This window comes from Methylocaldum sp. (genome assembly GCF_035627495.1).
In the GTDB taxonomy this organism is placed as follows: Bacteria; Pseudomonadota; Gammaproteobacteria; order Methylococcales; family Methylococcaceae; genus Methylocaldum.
In genome coordinates, this window is record NZ_DASPLO010000073.1 from 33,829 (window position 1) to 59,761 (window position 25,933).

The following is a 25,933-nucleotide window of genomic DNA, read 5'->3' on the forward strand; positions in this document are numbered from 1 at the left end:
GAGCGTTATGAGCGACGAATACCTCGAAATAGCGATCCGCTTGGGTAGCGCGTGGACGGCCGGCAGCCTCATCGGACTTGAGCGCACGTTTCACGGTCGTCCGGCCGGGTTTCGCACTCATGCTCTCGTCTGTTTGGCTTCGGCGCTTCTGATGTCGCTGACCAGCTATCAGGGGCAGTGGTTGAAGGACGTGCCCCTGGAGACGATTCAGACCGATCCGACCCGCATGGCGGCGGGCATCATGACGGGCATCGGTTTTTTGGGAGCCGGGGTGATTTTTAAGGAGAAACTGACCATCCGCGGCCTGACTACGGCGGCATCCATCTGGATGACCGCCGCTCTCGGCATCCTTTACGGCATCGGCTTCTACTATCCTGCGATCCTTGTAACCGGTGCGGTCGTGGGCACTCTGGCGATCTTCCGTTTGATCGAGTACTGGCTACCGAGCCAACAATACGCTCAACTGAAGCTGCGGTATTCGAGGGAGTCAACGCCCGACGAATCGACCGTTCGCAGTTTAATTGCCCAACACAAGGCACGCATCGCCAGCATGAGCTACCGTCTTGTCGAGAGCGGCAAAGCCTTCGAGTACTGCATGGTCATCTGTACTTACAATCAAATCCATTTCAGTCAACTTGCCGATCGGCTTCGGCAAGAGACTGATCTCATGGAGTTCAGAATTTCGCCGGTGGGGGATTAGCTCCCTCTTTCTTGATGAATCGGTAGGGAAGGTCTGGTTCACCACCCAGAAAAACGGACGTCCGGGCCGATCAACGCCGGTATTTTTCCGAACGCCGCCTTCGACACGATGCTCGGCGCGGAATCGTTGTTCCGCTTTCCCACGGCGAATCCAGGGGCTACGAGCAGGCCAAGCAGATGTTCAATTTCAGCCTGATCAAGATCGAGGAAGACGGCAAGCTGGTGGCTTCGATCAACAACGTCAACGGCGCGGCGCTGTATGAGCTAACGCTCGACCCGAATGCGCCGGAAGTGTTTTCGTTCGAGCCGCAGATCATCGGGGACAATTAACCGGATGACGACGTCCCGCAAAGGGGCGTCGTCATCTTTCGGAGAGATTGGGCCAGAGTTCCGTCTAACTCACTCGATCCGATGGGCCGTGCTCGAAAGCGGACCGAGGGAGGCTCATTTCCTCGCCGCAATTCCCAAACTTTCCTCGACCCAGTGGCTTCTGATTTGATGCTTGTACATCAGGCGATAAAGCGTCATGCGGGATACCGCCAATTGTCGCGCCGCGCGTGAGATATTGTTTTCCGTGACTTGCAGCGCAAGCTGGATGATTTCCTTTTCAGTCTGATCTTTGGCTTCTTCCAAGGTCATCAGATGATCGAGCGTGTTGGCGAACTTTGGATGGCAGTCGTTCAGACCCAGGTCTGCCGAGGTTATCGAAGAGCCTTCGCACATGACCATGGCCCGCTTGATCCGACTGATCAGTTCGCGAATATTGCCGGGCCAGTCGTAACGGCGCATAGCTTTTAGGGCCTCCGGTTCAAAGCCTTGAACGGGGCAGCCATCACCGTTGGCGAACAAACGAAGATAATGCTTGGCCAGGAGTTCAATATCGTCCTGGCGTTCCCGGAGCGGAGGAATGTTGACGGTCAAGCTCTTGAGCTGAAGATAAAGGTCTTCCCCGAAGCCGCCGTCCGCCACGGCTGGTTTCAAATCGGTTTGGGCGGCGGCAATGATCCGGACGTCAATCGGCGTTTCCGGGGTGCCGTTGCCTGATCGGATGGTTTTTTCCCGGATGAAATTCAGCAGATCGGCCTGGAGATCGCCGCTCAGATTGCCGATGTCGTCCAGGAACACCGTGCCTCCGGCCGCGGCTTCCAAGCGTCCCTTGGTCGGCCTCTGGGTTCTGTTGTGCCGGTCTTTCGCGTAACCGAACAGCTCCGATTGGATGACATCCGGCGGCAATCCGTTGCAGCTGACTTTGATAAAGGGTTTGTCGCATCGAGCGGAGGCTCGATGTATGGAGACAGCCGCCGATTCTTTTCCGGCGCCGCTCTCGCCGATGATCAACACGGGAGCGTCGATGGCGGCGATTTTCTTGATGGTTCTGAACAGCTTGAGGCTTGCGGGACTGCAGCCGACCATTTCCTCCTCATGTTTATGGTCCGAACACGCCGTGCTGCGTTCCAGCATATGAGCCATGCCCAAGGCATGGCCCAGGGTCAGCTGCAATCGTTCGGGGTCCAGGGGCAGCGTGTGATAATCGTAAAAGCGGCGGGAAATCAGCTCGCATACGTCCGGCCGGTTCAAGGCTTCCGGTGCCAATAAGGCGATCCACTCCATCGAGCGGCGTGCGGTGAAAAGATCGTTGATCGCGGACAGGCCGGTTTCCCGGAGCGAACCGAAGAAAACCATTCCAACGTTGAGGCGATGGTGATCGATGAGGTTCTTGGCCTCGTTAAGATCGCCGGTGGAAAAGATTGTCCAATCCAGAGACCGCAGAGCATCGAGCGGTTCGCTCCGAGCGACCGAGAAATTGAAGCACAGTACCTTGCGCATATCCATGTGTCGTCCTTCCTGGTTCACGAGTCTTGAGGCTGCCGAGGAGTTTGGATTCTCAGAATCCACGGATCGGATGCCTGTCACCGGTATGTCGTAGGGCTTCGGTGATTCCGACGGCGTCAGGGGCGAGTATAGCCCGGATATTTCACCCGCAAATCTACTACAACGTCGCACGGCGCGCGTCTACGGCGTTGCGCTCGGTCGAAGTGCTCGACGTACCGGTCAAGTACGCCTCCGAGCTTCTTCCGTCGCGCGCCTTGCAGCCACACGCCTTGCGACGTTTCGCTACGATCCGGGGTGAAATATCCGGACTAGGCCGCCTGAAGGCCATCCGTCGGCATCATATAATCTCAGGCTCTATGCACCGGCGCAAGAAGCGGCAAGAGGGCCCGTCGTTCGCGCGATGCTGCGCACAAGGCGCGGCACCTCCCTGTGCCGAAGATGGCGGGCAATAAGCTCAGGCCGCTTTGCGGAATACTATCGCGCCGTTCTCCACGTCCGCGCTGACCGTGTCGCCGGTAGCGACCTTGCCGGCCAGGATATCCTGCGCCAGCGGGTTCTCGATCTGCTGCTGAATGGCGCGCTTCAGCGGCCGCGCGCCGTAGACCGGGTTGAACCCGGCCTCGCCAAGCTTGTCCAGAGTGGCTTCGCTGACTTCCAGCCTCACGTCGCGGTCGGCCAGGCGCTTTTGCAAGTAGCCGATCTGGATTCGGCTGATGGCGCGGATCTGCTCTTTGACCAGCGGGTGGAAGACCACGACTTCATCGATGCGGTTGATGAATTCCGGCCTGAAGTAGTGAGCGACCACCTCCATCACCGCGGCCTTCATCCGCTGGTAATTCTCCTCGCCAGCCAGTTCCTGGATGCGGTCGGACCCGAGGTTCGAGGTCATCACGATGACTGTGTTGCGGAAATCCACCGTGCGGCCGTGACCGTCGGTGAGCCGTCCGTCGTCGAGCACCTGCAGCAGGATGTTGAACACTTCGGGATGGGCTTTTTCCACCTCGTCCAGCAGGATGACCGAGTAGGGCTTGCGCCGCACAGCCTCGGTCAGGTAACCGCCTTCCTCGTAACCGACATAGCCCGGCGGCGCTCCGATGAGACGGGCCACCGAGTGCTTTTCCATGAATTCCGACATGTCGATCCGCACCATGGCTTCCTCGGTGTCGAACAGGAACTCGGCCAAGGCTTTGCACAGCTCGGTCTTGCCTACGCCGGTCGGGCCCAGGAACAGGAAGGAACCGTTGGGACGGCGCGGATCGGCGAGGCCGGCGCGGGACCGGCGGATGGCATCGGAAACGGCTTTGATCGCTTCCTCTTGTCCCACCACCCGCTGAGCCAATTTCTCTTCCATGTGGAGCAGCTTTTCCCGTTCGCCTTCCAGCATTTTGGCGACCGGAATGCCGGTCCACTTGGAGACCACTTCGGCGATTTCCTCGTCCGTGACCTTGTTGCGCATCAGCTTGGTTTCCTGCATTTCCGCCTGGCTGGCGAGATCCAGCTCCTTCTGCAGCTTGGGAATATCGCCGTATTGCAGCTCCGACATGCGGGCGAGATCGCCGCTGCGCCGCGCCGCGTCCAAATCCAATCGCGCCCGCTCCAGCTTTTCCTTGATGGCGGCCGTGCCTTGCAGGGCGGCTTTCTCCGATTTCCAAATCTCCTCCAGTTCCGCGTACTCCCTCTCCAAATCGGCGATGTGTTCTTTCAGCGCATCCAGCCGTTTTCGCGATGCCTCGTCGGTTTCCTTTTTCAAAGCCTCGCGTTCGATCTTGAGCTGAATCAGACGACGGTCGAGACGGTCCATTTCTTCCGGTTTGGAATCGATTTCCATGCGGATGCGGCTCGCGGCCTCGTCCACCAGGTCGATAGCCTTATCCGGCAGATTGCGATCGGTGATGTAGCGGTGCGACAGGGTCGCTGCCGCCACGATGGCGGGGTCGGTGATGGTGACGCCGTGATGCACCTCGTACTTTTCCTTGAGCCCGCGCAGGATCGCGATGGTATCCTCGACACTGGGTTCGTCCACCAGTACTTTCTGGAAACGCCGCTCCAAGGCCGCGTCCTTTTCGATGTACTTCCGGTATTCGTCCAGCGTCGTGGCGCCGATGCAATGCAGTTCGCCGCGCGCCAGGGCGGGCTTCAGCATGTTGCCTGCATCGATCGCACCTTCCGCACGGCCCGCGCCGACCAGCGTGTGCAATTCGTCGATAAAGAGGATGATCTTGCCCTCCTGTTTCGCGATATCGTTCAGGAGCGCCTTCATCCGCTCCTCGAATTCGCCGCGGAACTTGGTGCCGGCGATGAGGGCGGCCATATCCAGGGCCAGCAAGCGCTTGCCTTTGACACCCTCCGGCACTTCGCCGTTGATGATGCGTTGCGCCAAGCCTTCGACGATGGCGGTTTTCCCGACGCCGGGATCGCCGATCAGAACGGGATTGTTCTTGGTGCGCCGCTGCAGAACCTGGATGGTGCGGCGGATTTCGTCGTCGCGGCCGATCACTGGATCGAGCTTGCCCTGCTCGGCGCGCTCGGTCAGATCGATGGTGAATTTCTGGAGCGCCTGGCGTTGTTCTTCCACGTTTGCGTCGTCCGCCTTCTGACCGCCCCGAATTTGATCGATGGCTTTTTCCAATTTGTTTCGGTCCAGCCCTGCTTTCCGGAGCAAATCGCCGAGCTGGCTGCGGTCTTCGATGGCCGCCAGCACGAAGATTTCGCTGGTGATGAACTTGTCGCCGCGCTTCTGGGCCAGCTTGTCGGTCAGGTTCAACAGCCGGCCCAGTTCGTTCGAGACCTGCACGTCGCCCCCGACGCCTTCCACGCGGGGCATGCGGGTTAGCGCCTCTTCCAGCGAAGCGCGGAGCTGGTTGACGTTTACGTCGCATTGCGAGAGCAGGGGCCGCACAGTCCCGCCTTCCTGATCGAGCAGCGCCGCCATAACGTGCATCGGCTCGATGAACTGATGATCGTGCCCCAAAGCCAGGCTTTGCGCTTCGGCCAAGGCCGCCTGGAATTTGCTGGTGAGTTTATCCATTCGCATTGGGAAAATGCCTTTTGTTGCTTAAAGAAGATGACTCAATAGATTGGGATGCGGCGTCTGGTTTTCAAGCGTAACTGCGCCCGATACAGTTGACCGTTATGGATGCGCTCCGGAAGGCGTTTTAGTGGAACTCCACCCTTAAAATCTGCTTTTGATGCGTATCGGCTATAATACGATCCCTTCCAACTTCCAGTTTTGCACGGAACTTAATGCAGGGCGCACGACGCGTGAAGACATTCCAGCTCCGCCGGCTTTTTGGGCACAGAGTCATCCTCACGCGGACGGTCAACGATACACATTTTCGCCGGGGTACGTAATGGAACCAGCCGCGATGATAGGGGCGGTGGCCTTAAATGAGAGGAATTTGCCGAAATTCCAGGGCGGGTTTTTCGCGTATTTCCTGACTGCATCGATATACGGTTATGCGATCTCTCTCCTGTTCGGGTTCGGTACCCACCAAATTTTCCTGTACTGCTGCGCTGCCGGTGGTTTGGCCCTGCTGCTACGCTTCCGCAGAGGGTTGCGAATCGATAGACCGATGGCCGCGCTGCTGGCCCTTGTCGCCGTGCTGACCGCGCAAGGCTATCTCATGGCGTCCGGCGGCAGGGTCGACTTTCGATTTTTGGAGCATCTGTTATGGCCGGTGGCGGCGGTTGCCGGCGTGGGTATGCTGCCCGAGCGGTTCGGCAACCGTCGGCAACTGACCCATAAGCCGGTAGTTGCCGTGCTGGCTGTATTCTACGTTGTCGCCCAGTGGCTTGCTTTTTCGATTTACCCGGACAAGTTCGGCCTATTCTCCAATCCGCATTTCCCGGCGCTCTATTGCGTACTGACGCTGCCGATCCTGTTCTATTTTTCGGCCGTGACAGGAGGGTGGCTGCGGTGGCTGTTCGTGTTGGCGTCGCTCGGCGATGCGCTGTTGTTGCTGAAGACTCAGTCCAGACCGGGCTTTCTGGCATTACTGGCCGGCTCGCTGGTGATCGTCCCGTTCTTGGCGGTCCGGTACCGTTGGATGACCTTCGTGGCGATTCTGATTATTCCCGGCTTGTTGTATGCATCTGGAATTTACGGATTCGACGCCAGGATGGATGATCTCTTCGGTAATTTACTGAAGGAAGAGCGGGTGGCTATCTGGATAGAGACCAGCGAGATGCAATTGGCGAGCTCGGTTCTCGAATGGATTTTCGGGCATGGCTTCGGGCAGTTCTACCGGGATTATCAGGCTTATTCGAGCTTTCACTCCGTGGTCGATTTTTCCTTTCCGCATAATTTTCTGCTGGAACTGCTGTACAGCCATGGAATGGTCGGACTTATCCTTATAATCACCGCCTATGGGCTGTTTTTCGCGAAGCTCGCGGTCCATGCCGCCACTGCCGATAATTCTGCCCGCAGACAAGTAGGCATTCTTTTGATTGTCGTGACGACGGTCCATCTGGTGCATGCCTTTCTTACACTGCCTTTTTTCTCCCGATCGACGCTCTATCCGTTGAGTTTGGTTCTGGGAGCCGGTTTTCGTTTCTTCAAAAGCAACCGATTGAATGGATAAGCCTGGTTTTCCGCCTGTTGGCGTCATTATTCCCAATTTTAACGGGGTGCATTTGTTGCGCCGCAATCTGCCTTTCGTGATAACGGCCGCCGCCGCTTATCCCGGCGCCTGCTCGATCATCGTGGTGGATGACGGTTCGGGGGACGGAAGTGCCGAGATGCTCCGCGCCGAGTTTCCTTCGGTTCGAGTCGTATCCCATGAAACCAATCGGGGCTTCGCCGAAGCGATCCATTCGGGAGTCGAGGCCGCCGAAGCGGAGTTCCTGATCTTTCTCAATTCCGATGTGCGCCCGCACGAGGACTTCATGGCGCCGCTAATCCGGCATCTGGAAAAGACCGATGTTTTTTCCGTATCGCCCTTGGTTCTGGACGAGGATGGCCGAGTAAATCCGGTATCGTGGCGGTGTTATCGGATGAAACGGGGCCGCCTTAGAGCTCTGCGCTGGAATTCTGACGACTTGAAGTCCACTGTGCCAAAGGAAAGCTTATTCGCCTCCGGAGGCTCCGTCGCGCTGCGGAAATCGATGTTTATGGCGCTGGGCGGATATTTGCCGCTTTACAAGCCCTTTTATTCCGAAGACTTCGATCTGGGATTGCGCGCCTGGAAACGCGGTTGGCGAACGCTCCTGGAGCCTGCCAGCCGGGTTGTGCATGAAAGAAAAGGTTCGATTTCCGAAAACGTGGCCGCCGATCGGGTCAGGAAAACGCGGGTGCGCAATCGATTCCTGCTCGAATGGACACATATGCCGGGTAAGGACTTGATGCTCTTTCTCGTTCCGGGTTACCTGTCTCAGTTCATCAGACGCTTGCTGCGGCTCGACGTGGTGTATGTCAAAGGTTTCTTTGCCGCTTTGCGCCGCCTTCCGGAAGCGCTTCGGATACGCGCCGAAATCCGAAAGCATCAGGTCTTGGACTTTTGGCGGATCATCGACTCAATCGAAACGAACTTCAAATCCAATACCGACGGGTAAGCTTGACCCGTCATAAACGCGTTATTGTCTTGAGGACTCATCTTTATGGGCAGTCCGACTTTCACTGTCTTTATTCCCACCTATAATCGCTCCGGGTTGTTGCCGAGGGCTTTGTCCAGCATTGAAGCCCAGACTTATCGGGACTTCGAAGTCGTCATCGTCGACGACGGGTCTTCCGATGACACGGCCGCCGTTGTCGATCGTTGGAAAGCGGGTGTCGAATTTCCCGTCACTTATGTGAAGCAGAACAATCAGGGCAAGCATGCCGCTCACAACAAGGGGGTGGAATTGGCCAAAGGCCGGCTGTTTTTCAATCTCGACTCGGACGATCGTCTCTTGCCGAACACTTTGGAACGTATCCGGCATCATTGGGAGTCCCTCCCCGAGGGAGAACGCGGACGTTTCGCCGGCGTCGAAGGCTTGGTCGAGAGCATGGACGGGGAGCGGCCGCTGACCATTCCCTATCCTCACAATCCGCTCGATGCAAGCTTTCTCGATGTGCGCTATCGCCTAGGAAGAGGCGGCGACAAAAAGCACGCAATTCGGACGGAGATCGCGCGCCGGTTTCCGTACCCGGTCTTTTCCGGCGAAAGGCATATTCGGCCTTCGCTGACGTGGAAACGGATTTCCCACGACTACGTTTTTCGCTGCGTCAACGAGCCTTTCCAGCAGGTGGAGTACCAGACCGAGGGCTTGTCTTCCGACCGTTTTCGTCTGCGCATGCGTAACCCGCGCGGATTCCAGCTTTACTATCTGGAGGACGTCACCCTGCATCGCCCATGGCTCAGCCGCCGCCAACTGCGGCGCAGCATGGTCGATTTCATCCGTTTCTCCCTTCATGCCGGAGCCGGCATTCGCGAGCAAGGGCGGCTGACAGGTTACGATCCGTTGTGGCTGGCACTGGCGCCAGCCGGATTTTGCCGCTGGCTGGTGGACCTGTATCGGCTGCGCTTCAAAGAAGGATACAAGCCCAATCGGAAAGAGACGCGCAATTGATGCAAGATGCCCTGTTCGTCACTCTTACAGCCACTCGGCGCGTTTGAGGCGTCGATACAGCCAGATGCAACCGATCAAGGTTCCCGCCAAAATGGCGGGATAGCCGAATCGGGAATTGAGTTCCGGCATGAATTTGAAGTTCATGCCGTACATGCTGAATACCATGGTCGGCAACGCCAAAATGGCACCCCATCCGGCCAAACGCTTGACGACTTCGTTCTGCCGGATCGTGATCAGCGCCAGGTTCGCTTGCATGGCATCGGACAAGGTTTCACGCATGGTGTCGGTGGCGCGGATGATGCGGTGCACATGATCGTGTACGTCGCGAAAATAAACGCGTAGGTCCTTGGATACGATTTCGGGGTGAAGCCGCATCAGCGCGTTGCAGATGTCCAGTAAAGGGACTGCGGCATTGCGTAGCCGCAGCAGACAGCGTTTAAGGTCATACAGGCGCTCCATCGCATCGCGATGCAAGCGGCTTTCAAAGATGTCCTCTTCCAGTTCTTCAAGAAGCGACTGGTAATGCTCGACGACCGGCATGAAATTGTCGACCACGAGATCGAGAATGGCGTAAAACGCGAATCCGGAGCCTCTGGCCAGGAGCTGCGGCGTGCTCTCGCAACGGGCTCGGGCACGGCCGTAGCCGAGCGATGATTGGTGGCGAATCGATATCAGAAACTGCTTGCCGACGAACAGATGCGTCTCTCCGAAGTGAACCTCGTTGTCCTGACGCTCTACGGTGTGCAGGACCACGAATAACGAGCCCCCGTATTCTTCCAGTTTCGGCCGCTGATGCGCGGAGCGGGCGTCTTCCACCGCAAGTTCATGCAAGCCGAACTCCTCCTGAATTTGCAGCAGTTCGTTCGGATCGGGTTCGACCAATCCAACCCATACGAAGGTATTCGGTTCCGCAAGCGTTTCGCTGATTTTTTCGACGCTGATATCGCCGATTCGTTGACCTTCGCGATACGCGGTACATCTGACATACATGATTAATCCCTTCTATTAATAACTTTATGTGGGAGTCATGGTTTTTGTTTCGTATTAGTTACTTATAATACGAGCCATTGGATGATTTCCCCTCGATAGGCTTTTAATGGTCGATGTACAACGTTTGATGGACGCCACGCGAACGGGCGGCGTTCTCCGCGGCGCTTCTTTTGCGACCGTGCTTGCTTTGGGGCTTGTGTTTTATTTTACTCCGCTGAAAAGCTGGCTGGCCCAGGGGTTGGCGCTCAAAGCCGAGTTGGCGGGTTACGGCTTGGCGGCGCCCCTGATCTTTACCGCCTCGGGTGCTTTGCTCACGGCGGTCGGAGCGCCGCGCTTGATTTTGTGCTCCCTCGGAGGATTGGCATTCGGTTTTGCATGGGGTCTCGTCTGGAGCCAAGCGGCGACTTTGTTGGGCTCATACGCAACGCTTCTGATCATCCGCCGGTTCGGAGTGGGCTATGGACTAAAGAGCTTTCGTCAGTTTGACCGATTGGCAGGGCAAATTGAGCGAAATGGAGTATTGGCCGTAGTGCTGATTCGACAGCTTCCTTTGAACGGTTTCTACAATAATGTACTTTTGGGAATGACGGGTGTCGGTCATTTGGATTTTCTCATGGGGAGCTTTATCGGGTTCCTGCCCATGGCGATAACCGCATGTCTGATCGGTGCCGGTCTACTCCAGGCCGATTTTGCCAAGGCTGCCGAATATATCGCCTTGGCTGTGGGGTCGTCGGCGATTCTGGGCTATGCACTGAAACGGCTCCACAGTTTTGTGACCGGCAAGAATTCCGAGGTTCCTCTTTTTGCCGATAGGGATTAGCGATCGGCTGTGCGGAATGTGGGGCCGCATGCCGCTTGATCTAAGGATTTCATAAGAAATTGCGAACTGTTTAATCGACGTCCTTAGATTTCATGACTCGTCTTCAAGTTTGTCTATTTATTTCCATCTTTGGCGACGGCTGCATTGGGCATACCTTCGTTCATCTGATCAAGGGTTTTTTCCGCTCGCGGCGGGGGGCGGCAGGCGCAAAAGCTGAGGTACCAGGCGGCAGAACTCGGCGCTCAGAACGATTTCGCCTTGCCGAGTTGTCAACAATCCTTATGCATTTCTCGCCAAAGCTTCGCTGTATACCATTGAAAACTGCAGCCGCGCATACTTGGGCGCTTTTGGGGCGCCCCTTTCATGACTAAAAACCACGCCGATCTGGCCTTGTTTCTGGCGACCTCCGGCCACAGCGGAGTCGACCGGGTCATGCGCAATCTGGTTCCGGAATTCGCCCGGTACGGTTTGCGAATTGATCTCCTCAAGGTGGGGGGGCACGGTCCCTATTGGGAGGAGCTGCCGGACAATGCTCGAACGGTCGATTTGGGCGTCTCCCATGTCAGCACCGCTTTGCCGGCCCTAGTCCGTTATCTGCGCCGCAACCGACCCAAGGTTTTGTTGAGCGACAAGGATAAGGTGAACCGCACGGCGTTGATGGCCCGTGCACTGGCTCGTGTCGATACCCGCGTGGCGGTGCGGATAGGCACTACGGTCTCCAAGAATCTCGAACGCCGCGGCTGGTGGGCCCGACACAGCCAGTTGGCCTCGATCCGGCTGCTATACCGCTATGCCGATAGTATCCTGACGCCATCCGAAGGTGCGGCGGGGGATCTGGCCAAGATAGCCGGGTTGCCGATGGCGGCCGTAACCGTAGTACCCAGCCCGGTGCTTACGGACAGGTTCGCGGCTATGGCCGAAGAAACCGTCGATCATCCCTGGTTCGCACCGGGCGAGCCGCCTGTCATCCTCGGCGTGGGCGAATTGTGCGCGCGCAAGGATTTCGCCACCTTGTTGAAGGCTTTTGCGGAACTTCGGCGCGGCGGCCGTCCTTGCCGTCTAATCATCGGCGGCGAAGGCCGGCAGCGCAGCAAACTCCTGCAACTCGCCCGTGATTTGGGCATCTCGGAAGACATCGACCTGCCGGGATTCCTAGCCAACCCTTATGCCTACATGCGCCGGGCCAAAGTCTTCGGTCTTACATCGATCTGCGAAGGCATGCCGGTCGTGCTGATCGAAGCCATGGCCTGCGGCACGCCCGTGGTGTCGACCGATTGCCCGAGCGGCCCCAGGGAAGTGCTCAGGGACGGTCGCTACGGTTCGTTGATCCCCGTCGGAGATTCATCCGCCCTCGCGGGGAAAATCGCCGAAATGCTGGATAATCCGACATCGTCCGAAGCGCTGTCCGAGGCGACGGTGCCCTACACCATAACGAACAGCGCATGGCGATACTTAGATGCTCTTGATTTGCTGAAAGGAGATGTTTAATGGACCGGGCTCGGCGTTTGGCCGTACTGATTTCGTTTTCCGGTGCCGGCGGCGTGGAACGCATGGTGATGAATCTGCTGCCCGCGTTTTTGCAGGCGGGGCTGGCGGTGGACCTCTTGGCCATATTGCGCAAACCCGCACCCGAACTCATCCGATTGAACGGTTCGGGCATGCGGGTTCTGGATTTGGGGGTCACGCACACCGCCTTGGCCGTGCCGGGGCTGGTCCGCTACCTCAAAACCGAACGGCCGTTCGCCCTATTGGCCGCCAAGGACCGGGCCATCCGCGCCGCCGTGCTCGCCAAGCGCTTGAGCCGGGTCGACACCCGGTTGGTAGGGCGTCTGGGAACCCACCTTTCGGCCGCTATGGCGAACAAACCCGCGCTGATCCGCTGGGCGCGCCAATGGCCGATGCGCGATGTGTATTCGGCGGTGGACCGCATCGTCGCCGTGTCCGAAGGGGTTGCGGAGGATACGCGGCGGATCGCGCGATTGCCGCCCGAAAAAATCGCGGTGATCAGAAACCCGGTCATCACGCCGGAAATGTTGGAAAAGAGCCGCATGCCGCCCGATCATCCTTGGTTCGAGTCATCGGACATTCCCGTCATCCTGGGGGCAGGACGGTTGACGCGGCAAAAGGACTTCTCGACCTTGATCCGCGCTTTCGCCCGCGTGCGGGCCGTAATCAATTCGCGGCTGGTGATCCTCGGCGAAGGACGGTTGCGCCCCGGGCTGGAAAAACTGGCCGCCGATCTGGGGATCGCCGACGACATCTCTCTGCCCGGACATGTCGCCAATCCGTATGCCTATATGGCGCGAAGTTCGCTGTTTGCGCTGTCGTCCGCCTGGGAAGGCTCGCCCAATGTGCTGACCGAGGCTTTGGCCTTGGGCACGCCGGTGGTATCCACCGACTGCCCCAGCGGCCCGCGGGAAATTCTGCAAGATGGCCGGTACGGCCCGCTGGTGCCGGTGGGCGATGCGGAGCGATTGGCCGACGCTATGCTGAACACTTTGCAATCACCGCTGGCGAACGGGTTTCTTCGCGAAGCGGCGGCGGAATACACATTGGAGCGGAGTGCGGCGCGCTATCTGGAGATGCTGGGCTTTGCTCCTTCCGGCTCAACTAATATCTTACATATCGCTTGACACAGCTCGATTGAATCCATGTTGCTCTCCCTCAGATACAAGTTTCTATTCGTCCACATCGCCAAAACCGGCGGCACCAGTATCCGCAATGCGCTGTGGCGGCAAAAATGGACCGATCCGTACCGGATTCCCCAGTTTCTTTGCAGCAGACTGAGCGAGATGACCGGCCACAAGATCGGGGCCAAATTCCCGCGTCATGCCAAGATCATCGCTGCTAAGGAAATGCTGCCGCGGGAGGTGTTCGAGGGCTTGTTCAAGTTCGCCTTTGTGCGCAATCCCTGGGATTTGCAGGTGAGTTCCTATCACCACATCCGCCGCGAGCGGCCGCAGCTCATTACTCACGTCGATAGTTTCGAGGCTTTTCTCCGCTGGAAATTCGATCCGGCCCGCCCGCCCCAGTACCACGCCGACATGTCGACGGAGCTGCAAAGCGATTACGTGATCGATTTGCACGGCAACACCATTGTGGATTTTCTCGGGCGTTACGAATTCTTGGTCGAGGACTTCGAAAAAGCTTGCCGGCGGATCGGCATTCAAACGCCGAAGCTGCCGCACAGCCGCAAAGCGACCGACCGCCGGAAAGATTACCGAAGCTATTACGACGACGTGACGGCACAACTGGTGGCTGATCATTACCGGCTCGACATCGAGCGGTTCGGCTATCGGTTCGACGAGCCTTTGGCCTCCAACCTGACCGGTTGAAATGTATCCGTCGCTGCACATCCTCGGCAGCCGCCAATTCGGCGGAGCGGATCAGTTTTACGTGCGCTTGCTGGGCGCCCTGCACGAAGCGGGGCAGCGGGTGATCGCCGTCAACCGGCCCGATAGTCCAGTGGCCGAAGCCCTGAAGCCGAGCGCGATCGAGCAGATGCATCTGCCGCTCGCCAACCAGTGGGATCTCTGGTCGGTTTGGCGGATTCGCGAGCTGGTGGCCCGCCAGCAACCGTGCATCGTCCAGACCTACATGGGGCGTGCGACGCGCTTGGCCCGGTTGCCTTCCAAGGCGAAGGCCGTGCATATCGCCCGCCTGGGCGGTTTCTACAAGATCGACGGTTACTACCGGCATGCCCATGCCTGGGTGGGTAACACCCGGGGCATCTGCGACTACTTGGTCAAATCCGGCCTTCCCGCGGATCGGGTATTTCACATCGGCAATTTCGTGCCGGAGCCCGTCCCACTTTCAAGCCAACAAGTGGAAGCGTTACGCGATGAACACGATATTCCCGGCGACGCCTTCGTGCTGTTCGCCCTGGGGCGCCTGATCGGCAAGAAGGGCTTCGACGATTTATTGCACGCTTTCGCCGCGCTTCCGGCCGAATCGAACGGACGCCCGCTGATCTTGCTCATCGCCGGCGACGGACCTTCGGCCGATATGCTGAAGACGCTGAGCGAGAGCCTGGGATTGACTCGGCGCGTCCGCTGGTTGGGTTGGCGGCAGCCTGCCCCGTTTTACGCCGCAGCCGATTTGTTCGTCTGCCCGTCCCGCCACGAACCCTTGGGCAATGTCATCCTGGAGGCTTGGAATTACCGTTTGCCGGTCGTCAGCACGGCCACCGACGGCGCCCTGGAGCTGATCGACGAGGGGCGAACCGGACTCCTGGCGCCGTGCGGCGATCCGGCGGGATTGGCGGCGCAAATCCGGGCGGCGCTGGCGCTTTCGGACACGGAAAGAAACGCCCTCGGCGAAGCAGGTCATGCATTCCTGCAAAGCCGGTACAGCCGCCAGGCGGTGGTCGGCGCGTACCTGGAATTGTACGAGCGGCTGATGGCGGAAAGGGGCTACTGAGCGATGCCGGAAATCGAGTCTTCGCCGAAGCGCATCCTGATCATCCGGCTCAGCGCCATCGGCGATGTCATCATGGCCTCGGGTCTGATTCCCGCGCTGCGCAAGGCTTATCCGAACGCTCATATTGCTTGGCTGACGGAATCTCCTAACGCCGATCTCCTGCGTCATAACCCCCGTTTGGATCGGGTTTACCTCTGGCCGCGGAGCCGCTGGCGAACCTTGCGCCAGGAGCGACACTACCGCGAATTCGCACGGGAAGCTTACGATTTGATTCATGCGCTTCGGGCCGAACGATTCGACTGGGTACTCGATCTCCAGGGGCTGCTCAAAAGCGGCGTTTGGGCCTGGCTATCGGGCGGGCGTCGGCGTATTGGCCTTGGTTCACGGGAAGGCAGCCAGTTTCTAATGACGGAGATTATCGACCGGAGCGTAGATGACTTCCGCATCGGCAAGGAATACCGGAAGCTCGCCGAGACCTTGACCGGGCAGATCAATACTTTCGCGCTCGATACCGCCGTTTCGGAAGACGATCGAAAAAAGGGGCGCGAGCTGCTGGAATCGGCCGGCGTGACCGGGGAATATGCCGTCATTTGCCCGTTCACCACCCGTCCTCAAAAGCATTGGTTCGACGACCGCTGGATCGATCTGGCCCAGCGTCTTACGTACCGGCACAGATTGCCGGTAGTCCTGCTCGGCGGACCCGGCGACCGAAGCCGGGCGGAGCCTATCGTTCACGGCGTCCGGCACGGGCTATTCGATTTGACCGGGCGAACCACCTTAGGGCAGTGCGCCGCGCTGATCGAAAAAGCGAGACTGCTGATCGGGGTCGATACCGGCTTGACCCATCTCGGCATCGCTTTAGGCGTTCCGACCCTCGCGATCTTCGGCTCCACCCGGCCTTATTTGGACACGGGCCGCGCCACGGCAAGAGTGCTTTACGAACCCCTCGAATGTTCGCCCTGCCGCCGGCGGCCCACGTGCGGAGGGACGTTCGATTGCATGCGTCTTCATACCGTGGACCAGGTGTTCGACGCTGCTAGCGAACTTCTGGAGGGGAGATCATGAAAGTGCTGCACTTGGAAATGGGGCGGCATCTTTACGGCGGCGCCCGGCAAGTGGCCTACCTCCTCAATGGCTTGAGCCGGTTGCCCGGTGAGCATGTCTTGGTGTGCAGCGCGGGGGCCGAGATCATCGAGGCCGTCGGAAATCCGGACGTTAAGATTCGACCGCTTCCGTTCCGCGGCGACGCGGATCTTGGCTTCATCGGCCGGTTGCGGCGCCTGATCCGAGGCGAAAATCCGGATGTGCTGCACGTTCACAGCCGCCGGGGGGATCTCCTTGCCGCTTTGGCCGGACGGCTGGAAAAAATCCCGATGATCCACAGCCGGCGCGTGGACAATCCGCCGCGCTGGGTCGATACCCGCATCAAATTTCCGCTGTTCGAAACCATCGTCACCATATCGGAAGGCATCCGTGAAGTGCTCATCGAAGCGGGCGTGCCGACCGGGCAGGTGGTTTGCGTTCCGAGCGCGGTCGATACCGAGCGTTACCATCCGGAATGTGACGCGGGTTGGTTCCGATCGGAATTCGGTCTTGCAGAGAACCAGATAGCGATCGGCATGATCGCCCAGTTGATCGCCCGCAAAGGGCACGAGGTGTTATTCGACGCCTTGGCGATGGTCTTGGCGCATCATCCTAAAACACGGGTTTTGCTGTTCGGCCAAGGGCCCATGGAGGCCGAACTTCAGAAATCGGTTCGGGCCCGCGGGCTTGAAGATAGCGTGACGTTTGCCGGTTATCGGACCGATATGGCGCGGGTGATGCCCTGTCTCGATCTCGTGGTCCATCCCGCGTGGATGGAGGGCCTTGGCGTTTCGTTGTTGGAAGCCGCGGCCTGCGGCGTTCCGATCGTGGCGACACGGGCCGGCGGCATTCCCGAAGTCGTGAAGGACGGCGTCAACGGCAGGCTGATAGAGCCCGGCGACAGCACCGCATTGGCTTCAGCCATCAAGGATCTGCTGGACGATCCGACGCGGCGTCGCGAGCAGGGCCAGGCTGGGCGGCGTCTGGTTCTTGATCGGTTTTCGGTTGATGCCATGGTGCAGGGCAATCACCGGGTATACCGACAAGTTACGGGATCGACTACCGCGGACGGGTAATCCAGTCTTACCGAGCCAGTCGTGCTCCCGAGATTTCTTCCGTCCGGCTTGTGCGAGACGACAGGGCAATTCCGGGTCGCTCGGCAGCCGCCGTAAAACCACAAGACAAACGCCAAGGCGGCCGTGACGCCGGTATAATCACCGTATTTATGGGCCGGGGGGGCGATTGCTCCGGCGACCATTTAATGACTTCGACACGTTCCAAAAGAGACGATTTTTGCAGAAGGAACGCTTTGAAAATTAGGAGAGCTTTACTTCTCCCGCAGCCTACGACGACCTCATGAGCGAAAAACAATCCGACCGAAAGCCACTCACCGACGGAATGATCATCTATCGGCGGCTACTCAAATACGCTTTGCCCTACTGGAAGATGTTCCTGGCTTCGATAGTGGCCATGATCGCCTATGCCTCGCTGGGGCCCGCTTTCGCCAAGCTGATTCAGCCGCTCATCGACGGCAGTTTCATCGAGAACGATCCGGAAATTCTGCGCCAGGCGCCATTCATATTGTTGGGTTTGTCGATTGCCCGTGGTATTGCCGGGTTTGCCGGAGATTATTGTTCGGGATGGGTCGGACGGCGAGTCATTGCCGATCTTCGCCGGGATTTGTTCGATCAGCTTCTGAATCTTCCCTGTGCCTATTACGACCATTCGTCCTCGGGGCAGTTGCTCGCCAAGCTGCTCTACAACACCGAGCAGGTGGCGAATTCCTTGACCAAAGGCGTTGTCGCGGTGTTCAAGGATGGGCTGACTATCGTCGGCCTGACCGCGCTGATGGTTTACGAAAACGTCCAGTTGTCCTTGGTTTTCATGGTGGTCGGCCCGGTGCTCGGTATCAGCATTCGCCAGGTCAGCAAGCGTTTTCGCAAGATCAGCATGCGTATCCAGGAATCGATGGGTAACGTCGGCCATGTGGCGCAGGAAGTGATCGATGCCCAACGCATCGTCAAGGTGTTCAACGGGAAAGGCTACGAGACCGAAAAATTCGCTAAGGAAAACGAACGCAATCAGCGGCGGCAGATGAAGCTGATCGTCACCGACGCCGTCAGCGGCTCGCTCATACAACTCATCTATGTCAGCGGATTCGCGGCGATTTTGTACGTGGTTTCCCTGGAGTCGGTACGCCACACGATCACGCCCGGCAGCTTGATCGCCTTTATCGCGGCGATGGCGATGATGCTGAGCCCGATCAAGCGCGCCACCCAGGTCGTCAACATCATGCAGAAGGGCATCGCGGCCGGAGACAGCATCTTCGAGCTATTGGACATGGAGCGCGAGCACGATACCGGCACGCAAGAACTTGGCGCGGTAAAAGGGCATATCGAGTTCAGAAAAGTCAGCCTTGCGTATCATAATGGCGGGGATTACGCGCTGAAGACTATCGATGTGGCGGTAACGCCGGGCGAAACCATCGCATTGGTCGGGCAGTCGGGCAGCGGCAAAACCTCGCTGATACGCTTGCTGCCGCGCCTCTACGAGCCTACCCAGGGCGAAATCCGGCTCGACGGGCGGGACATCCGGGAACTTACCTTAAGCAGCCTTCGCCGGCACATCGCTTACGTGGGGCAGGAAGTCACGTTGTTCAACGACAGCGTGGCCAGCAATATCGCCTACGGCTGCCGAGAGTCGGTGACTTTCGAGGAGATTCGGCAGGCGGCCAGGACCGCGCATGCCCTGGAATTCATAGAAAACCTGCCGCAAGGGTTCGACACCGTCGTCGGCCAGCAAGGTATCGTTCTCTCGGGCGGACAACGGCAGCGTATCGCCATCGCCCGCGCCGTCCTCAAGAATGCCCCCATCCTGATACTCGACGAGGCGACTTCCGCGCTGGACGCGGAATCGGAGCGGCACGTCCAGGAGGCTCTGGAGGTGTTGATGAAAAACCGGACCACATTGGTCATCGCCCATCGTCTGTCCACCATCCAGAACGCGGACCGGATCTATGTCATGCGGGATGGCCGTATTATCGAGAGCGGCACCCACGAGCAATTGTTGCGCGGGCAGTCCTATTACGCGGAACTTCATCGATTGCAGTTCGAGCATAGGGCGCTCAAGCCCATGCCCCACGTTCACGCGGTGCCTTAGAACCTCTTTGCAAAACTACTGCGCGACCGTGATCCGGGGTCGGGCGGTGCTCGGCTTCCTCATGTACGCTGTGTACACGCCGGGTCCTCCGCGCCGGCCTCCCCCGCCTGACGCCCGCTCGCTACGTTTTGCAAGCAGATTCTTAAGAAATTGGCGAGTTTCGGGGATCTTTTGCGTAAAGTTTTGACTAAAGTCAATAGAGATATTGCGGTTTGATTCGTTTCGGCCTATGGTGTGTCCGCTCGCGCGTAACCGCAGCGGTGACGCTTGCAAGTCTAAGCTGGCGGTTAGCGAGTCGGTAAAAACTACAAGAAGAGAAAAGAAGGAGAGAGATCATGATGCAATTGCTAGTCGGTCTGACGGTGATCTTTGTCATATTTGTGATCTACGAGGTATTCAAGACCGTATCTCAAACGGATAGCACACCGTCGTCCGCGCCGGCGCTTCAGCCGAAATCCGAGGAGGCCGTCAGCGCACCGGCGGCTGCCGCTGAAACTGCCGAGTCCACCGAGAAGGAAGCGGCGGAAACCGAGCGCGGCGGACAGTTGCGTAATCCGGCCACGGGCGAAGTCTCGCCGGCGCCTACGAATTATCGTTTCGCCAAGAAATGGGTTAAAGAGGCTTTGGTCGCGGAAGGATTGCTGGACCGGGTCTATAAGCCTGCGGAGCTGAACGAGGCGGCTACCCAGAAGATCAAAGACGCTTTGGATAAGCTTAAGACTTTGGATAAATATCGGGCTTAATCGGCTTTCGATACCTTGAGCCACGGGGGAGGCATCTAAGATGCTTTAGGGCGACGGCTGACTTGCCTCCGCTGTATGTCTCGGCCGTCCATCCTCGCCGATTCTCCCGCATTCGTTCAGTCCAGCCCTAGCTTCTTCAGCTTATAGCGCAGGGCCCGGAACGTTATTCCCAGATGTTTCGCCGCTGCCGTCCGGTTCCATCGGGTTTTTTCCAGCGCTTTGATAATCGCCTGCTTCTCAATCTCATCCATATAGCTTTCCAACGACAAGCCGTGTGCCCCCACGGGTCTATCCTCCGGCGTTGCCGGCAAATCTGGCCCGGCCATTTCCGGAAGGTTCAAGTCCTCGACCTGAATTCGACAGCCTTCGCAGAGGGCGACGGCGCGTTCCAGAATATTTTCGAGCTCCCGCACGTTGCCCGGAAACGGATAACTCAGAAGCGCGGTCGAGGCTTCGGGAGTCAACTCGGCCTTGGTGTCCCGGCCGGCTGCCGCGAGCTTGGCGAGTATATGGTCCGCCAGGACGGGAATATCGCTGCGGCGCTCGCGTAAGGGCGGGACATGCATCTCGATGACGTTGATGCGGTAAAAAAGATCCTGTCGGAAATCGCCATTCCGGACCATTTCCGCGAGATTCTTGTGCGTCGCGCTTACGATCCTTACGTCCACCGGAATTTCCCGAGGCTCCCCCAGCGGGCGAATCGATTTTTCCTGAATCGCGCGCAACAGTTTGACCTGTAGCGAGAGGGGCAGGTCGGCGACCTCGTCCAGAAACAGAGTGCCGCCGTGGGCCGCTTGGAATAGCCCCTGCTTGTCCCCGACGGCCCCGGTAAAACTGCCTTTCTTGTGGCCGAAGAATTCGCTTTCCATAAGGTCGTGCGGTATCGCGCCGCAGTTCACGGCAACGAACGGCTTTTCGGCCCGGGGGCCCATGGTGTGAATCAGCCTGGCGACCAATTCCTTGCCCGTGCCCGATTCGCCGCTGATAAAGATAGGCGCTTGGTTGCGCGCCAGCTTGCTGATTTTGGAGCGGATTTCCCGCATCGCCTGAGAATCGCCGAGCAATATATGGCGGGAGCGGCGGTCCCGGTTTTCTTGCTGGCCGAGCTTGAGCGCCGTGTTGATGAGGTTCCGCAGGATTTGCAGATCCAGCGGCTTAGAGACAAAGTCGAAAGCGCCGTTCTTCAAAGCGCGGATAGCCGATTCCATGTTGCCGTGCGCGGTGATAATCGCTACCGGCAATGCCGGATGGTTGAGTTGGATGTACTCCACCAGATCCAACCCATCGCCGTCGGGCAGCCTCATGTCCGTCAGGCAAAGATCGAAGTGCCGATTTTGCAGGAACTCTCTGGCATGTCGTAATTCTCCGGCCGATTGCACTTCGATATCCATGCGCTCGAGCGTGATCTCCAGCAGTTCACGAATGGCGGGTTCGTCGTCGACAACCAGGGCGGACGGTCTGTTCATAATTCGATGGTGGTTTTTTCGGCGTCGGCTAAACGGAGCCGGAAGCAACCGCCGTCTGCGACGGGCTCATATTCCAGTTTAGCTTGATTGAGTTCGGCCAGCTCACGCGCGATATAAAGCCCGAGTCCCGTACCCTTGGTAGATGTGGTGAAAAAAGGTTCGAACATTTGCTGAACCGTTTGGCTATCGATGGGCGATGCGTGATCGATGATCTCGATGCACGGTTCGCCTCTGTCGCGCTTCACGCGGACCAGGATGGCCCCGCGCTGCGGCTCGCCGTATTTCAGCGCATTCGAGCAAAGATTTTCAAGAATCTGTTTGAGGTGGCTGGGATCGACCAAGACCTGCGCACCGATGGTTTCGACGTCGAGCCGAAAGCTTGTTTCGTGCACCCGTTGCTCGATTCGGTAGTCGTGCAGAAATTTTTTCAAATTAGACGCCAAGGGGACGATTTCCCGTTTCGATTGGCCTCGCCTCGAGATCTGAAGCACGTTCTCGATGATGACGTTTACCCGTGCCGTATGGTCGAGGACGATTCGGGTCAGGCGCCGGTCCTCCGGTTGCAGCGACGGGCACTCCGCCAAGAGCTGAGTGGCATGGCTGATGGCGGTCAAGGGGTTGCGAATCTCGTGGGCGATGCTGGCCGTAAGACGTCCCAGGGATGCCAGCTTGCTTTGCTGCACCCGCTGATTGTACAAGGCGTTGTCTTCCAGGAATGCCATGTAGATCGGAGGCCAGGTGCGGCCGAGGCGGGTGAAGCGAATCTGAATAGGTTGGCCTCCGCCGGAGCGAAGGCCAGCCGTGTTATGGGTCGGATCGTCCAACCAATCCCAAAACAGCTCGGCGATTTCAGGGCAAGCGGCATCCAGGGACTGAGGATGCGAGGGTATGGCGAGGAGTCGGGCGGCGGAGTCGTTCATCATCCGTATGCGGTGCTGTTCATCGATGACGAGGATGCCCGACTGCAGGTGACGGATGATGAATTCGTTGAGCTGCTGAAGATTGGCCAGATCCACGCTCCGTTGCACGGCGATTGCTTCGCTTTGTTCAGCGCGTTTGGCCAGGACCAAGGCGAGAATTGCGATGCCGAAGAACGAGGCTCCGAGCATGCCCGCATAGGTATAGGAAGTATTGAAAGCGCCGGAGAGATCGGCGTAAACCTCTTCTATCAGCACCGCTACGCTAGCCAGCGCGGCCAGCAGCAAAGCACAGCGTCCGCCGGTCAAAATGCCGCCGGCCGCCACGGATAAGGCCAATAACACGCCGACGCCGGCCTCCACACCTCCCGATGCGTGCATGATGATGGGAATCATGACGATATCGGTTAGCACGTGCAGCTGAGCTTGAAAAGAGAAAGCGGGGCGGCGCAGGAGCAGCGGAATGGCCGAGAAAAAGATCGATCCCAGATAGACGCTGCTGGCTACCGCGTAGAGCCCGGGGTCGTGTTTGCCCAGTGAAGAAGGCAGCGCACCGAGAAAAAACAGGAAGACCAGAACGCTTCCCAGCGTCAGCCGGTACAGTAGATAGACGGTCAGCGACTGCCAGGCTTGGTTTTCGGGGATGCTGTAATGTTTGGAGAACGGACAGGGCGTTATGTGCTTGTTGTCGAAGGCCATTGTCCGTTGAAACCGTTAAAAGCCGCAGAGCCCGATGTTCGACCGATCATCCCGCGCCGCGAACCCGTGCAACCGGTTGGACGCGCTGCCGGCTCATTCGTCTCGGCAGGCGCGGAGACGTCCGCGGATCTGAGGTTGGTGCATGGTGGATCGGCATGGCTTCAGTGCGGTTTCTGAGCAGGTCTATTAGAATAGCGGGACACGTTAAGAGTAGCATCGATTTGACGATTGATGCCCAGCGCGAGTCCCAGACGGAGTATCCAATGAACCTACATGAGTATCAGGCGAAGCATTTGCTCTCGTCTTACGGACTGCCGGTCCCGCGCGGAACGCCGGTGTTTTCGGAGAGAGAGGCCATCGAAGCGGCGACGGCTCTGGGAGGCGATCGGTGGGTGGTAAAGGCCCAAGTCCATGCCGGCGGGCGGGGCAAGGCGGGCGGTGTCAAGCTGGTCGACAGCGTTAATGCCGTCGGGGCCGCGGCCGGACAATTGCTAGGTTCACGCTTGGCGACGGCCCAGACGGGCAGCGCCGGATTGCCCGTAAATGCCGTGCTGGTCGAGGAAGTCCGTCCAATAGCGCGGGAACTTTATTTGAGTGCGGTGGTGGATAGAACCAGCGCCAGGGTGCTGTTTTTGGCGTCCAGTGCCGGCGGAATGGATATCGAGGAAGTGGCCGCGCAGCATCCCGAAAAAATCCTGAGCTTGACAGTCGATCCGGCGGCGAGCCTTCAGCCCTATCAGTGCCGCGAAATCGGCTTCGCCCTCGGGCTTCAGGGCGATCAGATCGGCGCTTTGACCAAAATCATGAACGGCATGTACCGGCTGTTCCTGGACAAGGACTTGAACCAAATCGAGATCAATCCGCTGGTGGTGACGGAAGACGGTGCGCTGCTGGTACTGGATGCCAAAATCAATGTCGACGACAACGCTTTATTCGCTCATATGGATTTGGCGGAACTCCGCGACCCGACCCAGGAGGACGCCAAGGAGTCCGCCGCCCGCCAGCACGGTTTGAGCTATGTCACGCTGGACGGCAATATCGGCTGCATGGTGAACGGCGCGGGACTGGCTATGGCGACGCTGGACGTCATCAAGCTTTATGGCGGCGAGCCGGCCAACTTCCTGGACGTGGGCGGCGGGACCACGGCGGAGAAAGTCGCCGAAGCGTTCAAGTTGATTTTGTCCGATGAGAAGGTCAAAGCCGTTTTGGTGAATATCTTCGGCGGTATCGTACGCTGCAACCTGATTGCCGAAGGCATCATTTCGGCGGTCAAGGAGGTGCACGTTCAGGTGCCGGTGGTCGTTCGGCTCGAAGGAACCAATGCCGAGGAGGGCCGGCGCTTGCTCGAGCAATCCGGCTTGGCGCTGATTACCGCGTCGGATTTGGACGAGGCGGCGAAGAAGGCTGTGGAGGCTGCGTAATGAGCATACTCGTCGACAAGAACACCAAAGTCATTTGCCAGGGATTCACCGGCAAACAAGCTACTTTCCATTCTCAGCAGTGCCTGGAATACGGTACCCGGCTGGTCGGCGGCGTGACGCCGGGGCGCGGCGGGCAAACCCATCTGAATTTGCCGGTGTTCGACACGGTCAAGCAATCGGTACGCGAGACGGGTGCTACGGCCAGCATGATTTACGTTCCCCCGCCGTTTGCGGCGGACGCCATTTTGGAAGCGGCCGACGCGGGGATAGAAGTGATCGTCTGCATAACCGAGGGCATTCCCGTGCTGCATATGCTACGGGTCAAGGCGGCCCTGGCTCATTACGACACTGCCCTGATCGGCCCCAACTGCCCCGGCGTGATCACGCCCGGCGAATGCAAGATCGGCATCATGCCCGGCTTTATTCATCAAAAGGGTTCGGTGGGCATCGTGTCCCGATCCGGCACGCTGACCTACGAGGCGGTGCATCAAACCACCAAGGCCGGGCTCGGTCAGAGCACCTGTGTCGGCATCGGCGGAGATCCCATCAAGGGCCTCGACTTTATCGATCTTTTGGCTTTGTTCCAGAACGACGATCAAACCCAAGGCATCATTCTGGTGGGCGAAATCGGCGGCAGCGCTGAGGAAGAAGCGGCCGAATACATCAAGGCTCATGTTACGAAACCGGTCGTCGGATATATCGCCGGACTCACGGCGCCGCCCGGAAAACGCATGGGCCACGCGGGTGCGATCATTACCGGCGGCAAAGGGACCGGAACGAGCAAGGTGGCCGCGTTGAGGGCGGCGGGCGTGGAGGTTGTCGATACCCCGACGGATATGGGGCAGCGAATGAGCGCGCTGTTGAGTTGACGTCGAGCGACGATATTCGGCCCGGGGCAGGGATGCGCTTAGAGCGGCATCGAAGTGTCTGAGTTGACGTGTTTCGACGCCGCTTCGCGGAGTTCATCCTGAGCGCAGTCGAAGGGCTCAAACACGAAGGGGGTGTAAAAAGAACTGTGTAATTGGTTTGTATAATCTGACAAAAAGGAGAATAAGAATGACCAGTGACACAGCCAAACAAGACGCCCTGTTAGACGAGTTGCTCAAAGGCTATTCGGATCCCAAGGACATTTTGGGTG

General features: G+C 58.5%; 21 protein-coding genes and 1 other RNA gene. 17 read left to right on the top strand and 5 right to left on the bottom strand.

Annotated features, from left to right (window positions below; all coding sequences use genetic code 11):
• The first annotated feature begins 7 nt into the window (after nucleotides 1-7).
• Both VEB01_RS06090 and VEB01_RS06095 read left to right on the top strand, forming a co-directional pair.
• Nucleotides 8-700 carry an MgtC/SapB family protein gene (locus VEB01_RS06090; RefSeq protein ID WP_324873726.1) on the top strand — a complete coding sequence of 231 codons (693 nt, stop codon included), beginning with the start codon at nucleotides 8-10 and terminating at the stop codon, nucleotides 698-700.
• A 176-nt stretch (nucleotides 701-876) separates the two neighbouring features.
• Nucleotides 877-1,029: a hypothetical protein gene (locus tag VEB01_RS06095; RefSeq protein WP_324873728.1), complete on the top strand. Its 153-nt coding sequence runs from the start codon at nucleotides 877-879 to the stop codon at nucleotides 1,027-1,029.
• A gap of 114 nt (nucleotides 1,030-1,143) precedes the next feature.
• Here the strand turns inward: VEB01_RS06095 and VEB01_RS06100 are convergent, their stop codons facing one another.
• Both VEB01_RS06100 and clpB read right to left on the bottom strand, forming a co-directional pair.
• Nucleotides 1,144-2,532, bottom strand: coding sequence for a sigma-54-dependent transcriptional regulator (locus VEB01_RS06100; RefSeq protein ID WP_324873730.1), 1,389 nt, complete (start codon nucleotides 2,530-2,532; stop codon nucleotides 1,144-1,146).
• Nucleotides 2,533-2,986: 454 nt separating this feature from the next.
• The gene (gene clpB / locus VEB01_RS06105) at nucleotides 2,987-5,566 is read right to left on the bottom strand and encodes an ATP-dependent chaperone ClpB (RefSeq protein ID WP_324873732.1); all 2,580 of its coding nucleotides are present in this window, start codon (nucleotides 5,564-5,566) and stop codon (nucleotides 2,987-2,989) included.
• 364 nt (nucleotides 5,567-5,930) lie between these two features.
• On the opposite strand from clpB, the gene VEB01_RS06110 reads away from it, so the two are divergent.
• From VEB01_RS06110 to VEB01_RS06120, 3 genes are read left to right on the top strand one after another with little or no spacing between them, the layout of a single operon-like run.
• Nucleotides 5,931-7,112 carry an O-antigen ligase family protein gene (locus tag VEB01_RS06110; RefSeq protein ID WP_324873734.1) on the top strand — a complete coding sequence of 394 codons (1,182 nt, stop codon included), beginning with the start codon at nucleotides 5,931-5,933 and terminating at the stop codon, nucleotides 7,110-7,112.
• Complete coding sequence (locus tag VEB01_RS06115; RefSeq protein WP_324873736.1) at nucleotides 7,105-8,082, top strand: glycosyltransferase family 2 protein; 978 nt, start codon at nucleotides 7,105-7,107, stop codon at nucleotides 8,080-8,082. Before VEB01_RS06110 ends, VEB01_RS06115 begins: the two co-directional genes overlap by 8 nt.
• Nucleotides 8,083-8,127: 45 nt before the next feature.
• Nucleotides 8,128-9,078 (top strand): glycosyltransferase family A protein, encoded by a 951-nt coding sequence (locus VEB01_RS06120; RefSeq protein WP_324873738.1) that lies wholly within the window; start codon nucleotides 8,128-8,130, stop codon nucleotides 9,076-9,078.
• A gap of 24 nt (nucleotides 9,079-9,102) precedes the next feature.
• Here VEB01_RS06120 and corA read toward each other — a convergent pair whose 3' ends face one another.
• The gene (corA, locus tag VEB01_RS06125) at nucleotides 9,103-10,068 is read right to left on the bottom strand and encodes a magnesium/cobalt transporter CorA (protein ID WP_324873740.1); all 966 of its coding nucleotides are present in this window, start codon (nucleotides 10,066-10,068) and stop codon (nucleotides 9,103-9,105) included.
• Between the two features lie 106 nt (nucleotides 10,069-10,174).
• Here corA and VEB01_RS06130 point away from each other — a divergent pair, with 106 nt between their 5' ends.
• The 10 genes from VEB01_RS06130 (at nucleotide 10,175) to VEB01_RS06175 (ending at nucleotide 20,292) form a co-directional block, all read left to right on the top strand.
• Nucleotides 10,175-10,888 carry a TVP38/TMEM64 family protein gene (locus VEB01_RS06130; RefSeq protein WP_324873742.1) on the top strand — a complete coding sequence of 238 codons (714 nt, stop codon included), beginning with the start codon at nucleotides 10,175-10,177 and terminating at the stop codon, nucleotides 10,886-10,888.
• A 363-nt stretch (nucleotides 10,889-11,251) separates the two neighbouring features.
• Nucleotides 11,252-12,376, top strand: a complete 1,125-nt coding sequence (locus VEB01_RS06135) for a glycosyltransferase (protein WP_324873744.1) — start codon at nucleotides 11,252-11,254, stop codon at nucleotides 12,374-12,376.
• Nucleotides 12,376-13,521, top strand: a complete 1,146-nt coding sequence (locus VEB01_RS06140; RefSeq protein WP_324873745.1) for a glycosyltransferase — start codon at nucleotides 12,376-12,378, stop codon at nucleotides 13,519-13,521. The genes VEB01_RS06135 and VEB01_RS06140 overlap by 1 nt, the downstream gene beginning before the upstream one ends.
• 18 nt (nucleotides 13,522-13,539) lie before the next feature.
• Nucleotides 13,540-14,223, top strand: coding sequence for a sulfotransferase family 2 domain-containing protein (locus VEB01_RS06145; protein ID WP_324873746.1), 684 nt, complete (start codon nucleotides 13,540-13,542; stop codon nucleotides 14,221-14,223).
• A 1-nt stretch (nucleotide 14,224) separates the two neighbouring features.
• Nucleotides 14,225-15,307, top strand: coding sequence for a glycosyltransferase (locus tag VEB01_RS06150; RefSeq protein ID WP_324873749.1), 1,083 nt, complete (start codon nucleotides 14,225-14,227; stop codon nucleotides 15,305-15,307).
• 3 nt (nucleotides 15,308-15,310) lie between these two features.
• On the top strand, nucleotides 15,311-16,372 hold the full coding sequence (locus VEB01_RS06155) for a glycosyltransferase family 9 protein (protein ID WP_324873751.1): 1,062 nt from the start codon (nucleotides 15,311-15,313) through the stop codon (nucleotides 16,370-16,372).
• On the top strand, nucleotides 16,369-17,466 hold the full coding sequence (locus VEB01_RS06160) for a glycosyltransferase (RefSeq protein WP_324873753.1): 1,098 nt from the start codon (nucleotides 16,369-16,371) through the stop codon (nucleotides 17,464-17,466). Before VEB01_RS06155 ends, VEB01_RS06160 begins: the two co-directional genes overlap by 4 nt.
• Before the next feature lie 280 nt (nucleotides 17,467-17,746).
• Nucleotides 17,747-19,549: a lipid A export permease/ATP-binding protein MsbA gene (gene msbA / locus VEB01_RS06165; protein WP_324873755.1), complete on the top strand. Its 1,803-nt coding sequence runs from the start codon at nucleotides 17,747-17,749 to the stop codon at nucleotides 19,547-19,549.
• A 61-nt stretch (nucleotides 19,550-19,610) separates the two neighbouring features.
• Nucleotides 19,611-19,686: non-coding RNA, sX9 sRNA (locus VEB01_RS06170), on the top strand.
• Nucleotides 19,687-19,884: 198 nt separating this feature from the next.
• Nucleotides 19,885-20,292: a hypothetical protein gene (locus VEB01_RS06175; RefSeq protein WP_324873756.1), complete on the top strand. Its 408-nt coding sequence runs from the start codon at nucleotides 19,885-19,887 to the stop codon at nucleotides 20,290-20,292.
• 116 nt (nucleotides 20,293-20,408) lie between these two features.
• On the opposite strand, the gene VEB01_RS06180 is transcribed toward VEB01_RS06175, so the two are convergent.
• Both VEB01_RS06180 and VEB01_RS06185 read right to left on the bottom strand, forming a co-directional pair.
• Nucleotides 20,409-21,758 (bottom strand): sigma-54-dependent transcriptional regulator, encoded by a 1,350-nt coding sequence (locus VEB01_RS06180; protein ID WP_324873758.1) that lies wholly within the window; start codon nucleotides 21,756-21,758, stop codon nucleotides 20,409-20,411.
• Nucleotides 21,755-23,374 carry a sensor histidine kinase gene (locus VEB01_RS06185; protein ID WP_324873760.1) on the bottom strand — a complete coding sequence of 540 codons (1,620 nt, stop codon included), beginning with the start codon at nucleotides 23,372-23,374 and terminating at the stop codon, nucleotides 21,755-21,757. The genes VEB01_RS06180 and VEB01_RS06185 overlap by 4 nt, the downstream gene beginning before the upstream one ends.
• A 263-nt stretch (nucleotides 23,375-23,637) precedes the next feature.
• Here VEB01_RS06185 and sucC point away from each other — a divergent pair, with 263 nt between their 5' ends.
• Nucleotides 23,638-24,795 carry an ADP-forming succinate--CoA ligase subunit beta gene (gene sucC / locus VEB01_RS06190; protein WP_324873762.1) on the top strand — a complete coding sequence of 386 codons (1,158 nt, stop codon included), beginning with the start codon at nucleotides 23,638-23,640 and terminating at the stop codon, nucleotides 24,793-24,795.
• Nucleotides 24,795-25,664, top strand: a complete 870-nt coding sequence (gene sucD / locus VEB01_RS06195; RefSeq protein WP_324873764.1) for a succinate--CoA ligase subunit alpha — start codon at nucleotides 24,795-24,797, stop codon at nucleotides 25,662-25,664. The genes sucC and sucD overlap by 1 nt, the downstream gene beginning before the upstream one ends.
• Nucleotides 25,665-25,933 lie beyond the last annotated feature (269 nt).

What these genes read in the sequence shown, in the direction of transcription:
- VEB01_RS06090 (WP_324873726.1), top strand. Translation starts at nt 8, where the DNA reads ATGAGCGACGAATACCTCGAAATAGCGATCCGCTTGGGTAGCGCGTGG.
- VEB01_RS06095 (WP_324873728.1), top strand. Translation starts at nt 877, where the DNA reads ATGTTCAATTTCAGCCTGATCAAGATCGAGGAAGACGGCAAGCTGGTG.
- VEB01_RS06100 (WP_324873730.1), bottom strand. Translation starts at nt 2,532, where the DNA reads ATGGATATGCGCAAGGTACTGTGCTTCAATTTCTCGGTCGCTCGGAGC.
- clpB (WP_324873732.1), bottom strand. Translation starts at nt 5,566, where the DNA reads ATGCGAATGGATAAACTCACCAGCAAATTCCAGGCGGCCTTGGCCGAA.
- VEB01_RS06115 (WP_324873736.1), top strand. Translation starts at nt 7,105, where the DNA reads ATGGATAAGCCTGGTTTTCCGCCTGTTGGCGTCATTATTCCCAATTTT.
- VEB01_RS06120 (WP_324873738.1), top strand. Translation starts at nt 8,128, where the DNA reads ATGGGCAGTCCGACTTTCACTGTCTTTATTCCCACCTATAATCGCTCC.
- corA (WP_324873740.1), bottom strand. Translation starts at nt 10,068, where the DNA reads ATGTATGTCAGATGTACCGCGTATCGCGAAGGTCAACGAATCGGCGAT.
- VEB01_RS06130 (WP_324873742.1), top strand. Translation starts at nt 10,175, where the DNA reads ATGGTCGATGTACAACGTTTGATGGACGCCACGCGAACGGGCGGCGTT.
- VEB01_RS06135 (WP_324873744.1), top strand. Translation starts at nt 11,252, where the DNA reads ATGACTAAAAACCACGCCGATCTGGCCTTGTTTCTGGCGACCTCCGGC.
- VEB01_RS06140 (WP_324873745.1), top strand. Translation starts at nt 12,376, where the DNA reads ATGGACCGGGCTCGGCGTTTGGCCGTACTGATTTCGTTTTCCGGTGCC.
- VEB01_RS06145 (WP_324873746.1), top strand. Translation starts at nt 13,540, where the DNA reads ATGTTGCTCTCCCTCAGATACAAGTTTCTATTCGTCCACATCGCCAAA.
- VEB01_RS06150 (WP_324873749.1), top strand. Translation starts at nt 14,225, where the DNA reads ATGTATCCGTCGCTGCACATCCTCGGCAGCCGCCAATTCGGCGGAGCG.
- VEB01_RS06155 (WP_324873751.1), top strand. Translation starts at nt 15,311, where the DNA reads ATGCCGGAAATCGAGTCTTCGCCGAAGCGCATCCTGATCATCCGGCTC.
- VEB01_RS06160 (WP_324873753.1), top strand. Translation starts at nt 16,369, where the DNA reads ATGAAAGTGCTGCACTTGGAAATGGGGCGGCATCTTTACGGCGGCGCC.
- msbA (WP_324873755.1), top strand. Translation starts at nt 17,747, where the DNA reads ATGAGCGAAAAACAATCCGACCGAAAGCCACTCACCGACGGAATGATC.
- VEB01_RS06175 (WP_324873756.1), top strand. Translation starts at nt 19,885, where the DNA reads ATGATGCAATTGCTAGTCGGTCTGACGGTGATCTTTGTCATATTTGTG.
- VEB01_RS06180 (WP_324873758.1), bottom strand. Translation starts at nt 21,758, where the DNA reads ATGAACAGACCGTCCGCCCTGGTTGTCGACGACGAACCCGCCATTCGT.
- VEB01_RS06185 (WP_324873760.1), bottom strand. Translation starts at nt 23,374, where the DNA reads ATGGCCTTCGACAACAAGCACATAACGCCCTGTCCGTTCTCCAAACAT.
- sucC (WP_324873762.1), top strand. Translation starts at nt 23,638, where the DNA reads ATGAACCTACATGAGTATCAGGCGAAGCATTTGCTCTCGTCTTACGGA.
- sucD (WP_324873764.1), top strand. Translation starts at nt 24,795, where the DNA reads ATGAGCATACTCGTCGACAAGAACACCAAAGTCATTTGCCAGGGATTC.